Raw genomic sequence first — 7,148 nt, 5'->3', positions numbered from 1 at the left:
GCCTACAAGAGCCTCCGCGTCGACAGACACACCTACAAAGCCACCATCGACATCGAGATCTTGACGAAACCGATCAGCCCCTAACTTCACGGCCTTGAGCTAATGGCCCCCAGCCATGGAGGTCCCCCCGGACGGAGTCTGGGGGAGGCTGGGAGGTGCTCCCAGGGAGGTGCCCCCACAAGCCCTTTCCCGCCTCCGGCTGGGGTCGGCGCTACGCGCCCGGTGGGGCGGCCTGCGGCCGCCGCCTGATCCGCCTGCGGCGGTGGCGGGCTTCCGCCCTGCGGGCGGCTCGTGCCCGGCCGGCCCGGCGGGCTTGTGCCCTGCGCCTGCCTTTCTGGCCGTGCGCGTCCCGCTGGCGTGCTGCGGCTCCGCCCTGCGGGCGGCTCGTGCCCGGCCGGAGGCCGGGGTTCTCGGGTCACCGCCCGTGTGCCCGGGCCCGCCGCAGGTGGATGGGTCGTGGCGCGCAGCGCCAACCCCCAGCGGGAGGGTGGGGGAGGAACCGCGGGTGGACGTCAGGGGGTGGTGGTCGTCGCGGGGGTGGGGGGTGGTGGGGCCGCCGGCGAGGCGGTCGGCATGGTGTCGGGGCGTTCCACCGGCTCCGCCGCCGGCGTCAGCCGGAGGACGCGGCACTCGGCCGCCCAGCGGGCGGCCAGGCCGTCCGTGTCGGGGGCGTTCAGCCGCTTCGCGGCGAGCGCCGTCACCGTCGGCTCCCACTCGGCGGCGTCCGGCGTGAGCGCCGTCACCGTGGCCGGCCAGGCGATCAGTCGGCCGCCCTTGTCCTTGCTGCGGCAGCTGACCACCAGGGGCTCGTCGAGCCCGTCGAGCGGCTGCTCGCCAGGCCCGCCGACGACGCAGACCGCGCCGTCGTGCCAGACGTGCCAGAGGGCCCTGGCGGGGCCCGAGGAGCCCCGCACCCACACCAGGCCCGACTTCTTGGCGGACTCCTCGATCAGGGCAAGGTCGAACGCGGTCGCTGCCATGGTCGGGAGCCTACGCGGGCCTACGCGGAGAGGTCGAGCGCGGCCATCCGCTTGGTGTGGGCCTCGGTGATCCGGGAGAACATGCGGCCGATCTCCGCCAGGTCGAAGCCGTCGGCGACGCCGCCCACCAGCATCGTGGAGAGCGCGTCCCGGTCGGCCACCACCCGCTGGGCCTGGGAGAGCGCCTCGCCCATCAGCCGGCGGGCCCAGAGCGCCAGCCGGCCGCCGAGCCGCGGGTCGGCGGCGATCGCCGACCGCACCTTCTCCACGGCGAAGGACGCGTGGCCTGTGTCGTCCAGCACACCGAGGACGAGCGAGCGGGTGTCGGAGTCGAGCCGGGAGGCCACCTCGCGGTAGAAGTCGGCCGCGATCGCGTCGCCGACGTACGCCTTCACCAGGCCCTCGAGCCAGTCCGAAGGGGCGGTCAGCCGGTGGAACTCGTCGAGCGGCGCCGCGAACGGCTCCATGGCCGCCGTCGGCTCCTCGTCGATCCCCCGCAGCCGCTCCGTCAGCTGCTCGAAGTGCTGGAACTCGGCCGCCGCCATCCGCGCCAGCGCCGCCTTGTCCGCCAGGCCAGGCGCCAGTTTGGCGTCCTCCGCGAGCCGCTCGAAGGCCGCGAGCTCGCCGTAGGCCAACGCTCCCAGCAGGTCCACGACCGCGGCCCGGTACCGGGGGTCGGCGGAGGCCGCGGACCAGTCGAGGTCGGCGACCGAGGTGGTCGGGGCGGCGGAAGCGGGCGTGTCAGGCGTCTCCATGGGGGGCACAATAGTGCCCGGCGATGAGTTCGCGCCCTGACACATGTGCACGGTTCCGGGGTACAGTGCTATGGAGGCTCGCCTGTAAGCGGCGGGTCCCATCCCCATGCTGGAGTCCCCTGAGGTCGGCAAGACCAGCGCCTCAGGATCCCCCGCGGATGCCCGGTCGGTGGCCCGATCGGCTCCGACCTGACCAGCCCTCCGCGCGGTGAGTGCCCCCGCACCCGCCGCGGCATGAGGGACCCGCTCGCGCGGTGCGTGCGCTTGAGCGAGACGCCCGGGTCCCGCGCCGGCTGGCCGGCCCCTCAGGGCCCGCCATAGCGGCTCGGTAGCCAAGACCCGCCTCGCCACCGTGTGCCGCGTCACACAAGAAGAGGCAACGACCCTGTCCGCTACCGTCACCACCTTCCGAGATCTCGGGATCCTGGCCGAGACCGCCGAAGCCCTCGAGGCCGTCGGCATCACCACCCCTTTCCCCATCCAGGAAATGACCCTTCCCGTGGCCCTCGCCGGGTCCGACGTCATCGGGCAGGCCAAGACCGGCACCGGCAAGACGCTCGGCTTCGGGCTCCCGCTGCTGGAGGCGGTCACCGTCCCGGCTGACGTCGAGGCCGGCCGGGCCGGCGCCGACGAGCTCGGCGACGCGCCCCAGGCGCTGGTCGTCGTGCCGACCCGGGAGCTGTGCCAGCAGGTCACCAACGACCTGCTGACCGCCGGCAAGGTGCGGAACGTCCGCGTCCTCTCCATCTACGGCGGCCGCGCCTACGAGCCCCAGGTGGAGGCGCTGACCAGGGGGGTCGACGTGGTCGTCGGCACCCCGGGGCGGCTGCTCGACCTGGCGGGCCAGCGCAAGCTGCGGCTCTCCCAGGTGCGCTGCCTGGTCCTCGACGAGGCCGACGAGATGCTCGACCTCGGCTTCCTGCCGGACGTCGAGAAGATCATCGACCAGCTGCCGGCCAAGCGGCAGACCATGCTGTTCTCCGCCACCATGCCCGGGCAGGTCATCGCGCTCGCCCGGCGCTACATGAACCAGCCCACCCACATCCGCGCCGCCGAGCCCGACGACCAGGGCGCGACTGTGGCCAACATCACCCAGCACGTCTTCCGCGCCCACTCGCTGGACAAGGCGGAGATGGTGGCGAGGATGCTCCAGGCCGACGGCCGGGGTCTCGCCATGGTCTTCTGCCGCACCAAGCGCACCGCGGCCGACGTCGCCGAGCAGCTGTCGCGGCGCGGCTTCGCGTCCGGCGCGGTCCACGGCGACCTGGGGCAGGGGGCGCGTGAGCAGGCGCTGCGCGCGTTCCGCAAGGGCAAGGTGGACGTGCTCGTCTGCACGGACGTCGCGGCCCGCGGCATCGATGTGGACGGCGTCACGCACGTGATCAACTACCAGACGCCGGAGGACGAGAAGACCTATCTGCACCGGGTCGGCCGCACCGGCCGGGCGGGCAACAAGGGCACCGCCGTCACCCTGGTCGACTGGGACGACCTGCCGCGCTGGGCGCTGATCAACAAGGCGCTCGGCCTGGACTTCCCCGATCCGCCGGAGACCTACTCCACCTCCCCGCACCTCTTCGAGGCGCTGTCCATCCCCGAGGGCACCAAGGGCACGCTGCCGCGCGCCGAGCGCACCCGGGCCGGGCTCGACGCCGAGGAGGTCGAGGACCTGGGCGGCCCGGACAGCCGGCGCTCGTCCCAGAAGCGGTCCGCTGCTTCGGGCGCGTCCGGCAGCACCGGCACCGCCAGCACCAGGACGCCGCGCACCAGGCAGCGCCGCCGCACCCGCGGCGGAGTCGCGCTGGGCCGGGCGGGCGGCGTCGCCGAGCCGGTGTAGGCGGCGGCGGAGCCCGCGGCGGCCACGCCGGAGCCGGAGGCCGGCGAGGCCACCGCGCCGCGAACCCCGCGCCGCTGGCGGCGCACCAGGTCCGGGCAGTCGGCCAGGACCGAGCGGTCGGGCGACTCCTGACCGACTGACCCCGACAGACCGACTGACCGACTGGCCGGATCGACCGACTGGGCCGACTGGTCGATTGGTCGACTGATCGACGCACCACCCTCCCGGTGAGCGGCGGACCGCCCGTCCGCCGCGCGCCCGGAGCGCGTCGAGCGCCGCCTCAGAAGACCGGGGTGCCCTCCCTGGTCAGGCGCCAGTCGACGGAGGCGAAGGCGGCCGGATCGATCTCGCCGCTTTCGCGCACCCAGTCGATGATCGTGTTGCGGATCTCGTCCGAGTTCGACCAGAGCTGATCGGCACCCGCGACATGCGGGAAGTTGCCGCCGCCGTTGGCGCGGTAGTTGTTCACCGCGAGCACGAACTGGGCGTCGTCCGCGACCGGCTCGCCCCCGAACCGCAGGTCGGCGACGCGGGATCCAGGCTCCCTGGCGATGTCGACGTCGTACGTCACCCCGCCGACCACGTCGTAGTTGTAGTCCGGGATGCCGCCCGCGTTGGTGAGCCCGGCCGGGTCCACCGGGGCGCCGGCCGGGGTCGTGACGAAGTACCGGACCGAGAACTCCAGGTAGTCCCGCAGCTGGGCGCCGGTGATCAGCCGCGCCTCCAGGGTGTTCTCGTAGACGTACATCCCCGCCACGTCCCGGATGGTGACCTCGCCCGCCGGTATGGCAGCGGAGCGGGAGAAGCAGGCCGCCTGCGACAGCACCGGCAGGTCGGCGTACTCGCCGCCGGCCAGCGCGTCGCGCACCGTCTCCGCCTGCACGTGGTTGATGAAGTCGACGATCGCGGTGTCCTTGTACGGCGCCTCGGTGGCCGTCATCGAGGCGGTCGCGGTGCCGATCACCTGGTTCACGTAGGCCACGACCCGGGCGTGCTGCTCGCCGAGCAGCCCGGTGACGGCCGGGTCCTCCGCCACCGTGTTGGCGTCGCGCAGGCTCGCCGACACTCGCTCCACCCGCCAGCGGCCGTGCTCCCAGGCCAGCTCGAAGTCGAAGAGGGTCAGCCGCTTGCCCCAGAACAGCGGCTCGGAGAGCACGACGTCGCGCCCCGTCTCGGCGTTGACGACCCGCCGCTCGGCGATCTCCTGGTGCGCGTGGCCCACCAGGATCGCGTCGATGCCGGGCACCTGCTCGGCCACCAGCGTGGCGGCGTTCTCCACGTGCGGCACCTGGTCCCCGTAGGACGAGGTGCCGCTGGTTCCCGAGTGCGCCGAGACGATCACCACGTCCGCGCCCATCGAGCGCAGCCGCGGCACCCAGCGCGCGGCCTGCTCGGGCAGCCCGGGGAAGACCATCCGCCCCTCGACGTGGGCCCGGTCCCAGATCGCGATGCCGGGGTTGGTCAGGCCGAGCACGGCCACCCGGACGTCGCGGCCGTGCGGGGTGCGCAGCCTGGTCATCCAGTAGGGCGGGAAGGCGGGACGCTCGGTGGCGGCGTCCAGCGCGTTGGCGGCGAGCAGCGGGAACTCGCACTGCCGCTCGAAGGCCCGGAGCAGCGGGATGCCGTAGTTGAACTCGTGGTTGCCGAGGGCCGCGGCGTCGTAGCCGATGGCGTTCATCGCCAGGGCCATCGGGTGCACCGGGCCGCGGGCCCTGGTGATCGGGTCGATCTTGGCGTAGTAGTACGCGAGCTGGGTGCCCTGGATGGTGTCGCCGGCGTCGATCAGCAGCGTGTTGCGGTCGCCCTTCTCGGCGCGCACCTGCTTGACCAGGGTGGCGAGCTTCGCCAGGCCGATGTCGTTGTTGCCGCCGTCGGTGAACTCGGCGTCGGTGAAGTAGTCCCAGTTGAAGACGTTGCCGTGCAGGTCCGTGGTGCCCATCACGGTGAACGCGTACCGCTTCGTGCCCTGGGCGGGGGCGGCCGCGGCGGCCGGCGTCGCGCCGGCCACCGTCCCGGCGATGGCCACCCCGGCCCCGGTCGCGGCGGTCCGGCCCAGAAACCTTCTGCGGTCGAGCGACGACATTCGGTGACTCCTCTGTTGCTGTTGCTGTTTGTTGCTTCTGTTGTCGCGTGCGCTGCGGCGCTTTCCGTAACGCGCGTAGATTCTGGCGGGGGAGGGAGGCCGGGAACAGCCCTCGCGGGTTTCGCGCGGGTGACGGTTACGCTCGTGGGGTGAGCAGACCGCCCTTCGCAGCTCCCCCGGTCGGGGTCGAGGCCCGCCGGCTGGAGACCCGCCGGGGCGAGTTCGCGGTGCTCGACGCCATGCCGCAGGGCATCCGGCCGGTCGGCACGGCACTGCTGGTCCCCGGCTACACGGGCAGCAAGGAGGACTTCATCGCCCTGCTCGAACCGGTCGCCAGGGCCGGCTACCGGGCGGTGGCGGTGGACGGCCGCGGCCAGTTCGAGAGCGCAGGCGCGCTGGCGCGGGCCGGCTACGGCCTCGGCGCGCTGGCGGAGGACGTGCTGGCGCAGGCGGAGGAGCTCGGTCCCGGCCCGATCCACCTCGTCGGCCACTCGCTCGGCGGCCTCATCTCGCGCGGCGCGGTGCTGCGGGCGGCGGCCGCCGGGCGGAAACCATTCGCCTCCCTGACGCTGGTCGCCTCGGGCGCTGGCCGGGTCGCCTCCTGGCAACGGGTCAAGGTGCGGGCGCTGAGCGTGACCCTGCCGGTGTTCGGCGCGGCCCGGATCTGGCGGCTGATACACCGGTCGGCGCCGCCGCACGACGTCGACGAACTGCTGCGACGCCGCTGGCTGGCCAATGCGCCGGCCCAACTGCGGGCCACCGGCCGCACCCTCCGCCGCGAACCGGACCGGGTCGACCGGCTGGCCGCCGTGGGCCTCCCGACGCACGTGCTCTCCGGCGAGCGGGACGGCGCCTGGTCGGTGCCGAGCCTCGACCGCATGGCGCGGGCGCTGGGCGCGCGGCGCACGGTGATCAGTGGGGCGCGGCACTCTCCCAACGCGGAGCGGCCGGAGGCGACGGCGGGAGCGCTGGTCGACTTCTGGTCCTCGGTCTAGCGGGTTTCCCCCACCCTCCCCCAGCCTGGCGGCTGGGAGGTGCCCCCACAAGCCCTGTCTTCCGCGCTCCGCGCGGGGGTGGGGGCCTGCGGCCCCGCGTGCCTTCGGCGCTTCGCGCCGTGGCGGGCGGGTCCGGGCCTGTGGCCGGGGTTTTCCCCACCCACCCGCCCTTTTCGCCGCTCGCGTGGGGTTGGGGCCTCCGGCCCATGTGCCGTCGGCGCTCCGCGCCCGTGGCGGGTGCGCCGGTGCGGGGGTCGCAACGGGCGGGATTGTGGCTCGTGCCGTCGGCGCTCCGCGCCTGGGCCTGCGCGGCATGGTTGGGCGCGCCGGGTGGCGCGCTGCGCGTAGCGGGCTCGCCGCCCTGGCGGCCCCGTGTCGTTCCGGCGCTTCGCGCCGGCCGGCCCGCGGCCGGGCGCGGGATTCCCCCGTGGCTCGCGGTCCGGGCCGCAGGCCCAGGTCGGTGCGGGCCGTGGGGCAAGTCGGATCGTAGCCATGTCGTTC

5 protein-coding genes are annotated in these 7,148 nt (G+C 74.0%); 2 read left to right on the top strand and 3 right to left on the bottom strand.

The window, feature by feature from the left end; all coding sequences use genetic code 11:
* Positions 1-512: 512 nt before the first annotated feature.
* Positions 513-980 (bottom strand): hypothetical protein, encoded by a 468-nt coding sequence (locus tag ACYVPE_RS38590; protein ID WP_461038513.1) that lies wholly within the window; start codon positions 978-980, stop codon positions 513-515.
* Between the two features lie 20 nt (positions 981-1,000).
* Positions 1,001-1,735 (bottom strand): ferritin-like fold-containing protein, encoded by a 735-nt coding sequence (locus ACYVPE_RS38585; RefSeq protein ID WP_132819959.1) that lies wholly within the window; start codon positions 1,733-1,735, stop codon positions 1,001-1,003.
* A 487-nt stretch (positions 1,736-2,222) separates the two neighbouring features.
* Between ACYVPE_RS38585 and ACYVPE_RS38580 the strand changes: the two genes are divergently transcribed.
* Positions 2,223-3,569, top strand: coding sequence for a DEAD/DEAH box helicase (locus ACYVPE_RS38580; RefSeq protein WP_461038512.1), 1,347 nt, complete (start codon positions 2,223-2,225; stop codon positions 3,567-3,569).
* Between the two features lie 280 nt (positions 3,570-3,849).
* On the opposite strand, the gene ACYVPE_RS38575 is transcribed toward ACYVPE_RS38580, so the two are convergent.
* Positions 3,850-5,652 (bottom strand): bifunctional metallophosphatase/5'-nucleotidase, encoded by a 1,803-nt coding sequence (locus tag ACYVPE_RS38575; protein WP_461038511.1) that lies wholly within the window; start codon positions 5,650-5,652, stop codon positions 3,850-3,852.
* Positions 5,653-5,801: 149 nt separating this feature from the next.
* On the opposite strand from ACYVPE_RS38575, the gene ACYVPE_RS38570 reads away from it, so the two are divergent.
* A complete protein-coding gene (locus tag ACYVPE_RS38570; protein WP_461038510.1) occupies positions 5,802-6,647 on the top strand; it encodes an alpha/beta fold hydrolase in 846 nt (281 codons plus the stop codon).
* Positions 6,648-7,148 lie beyond the last annotated feature (501 nt).

The organism is Streptomyces mayteni (genome assembly GCF_054783955.1).
Note: the sequence above shows the minus strand (reverse complement) of the source record. Positions and strands in the feature narration are given on the sequence as shown.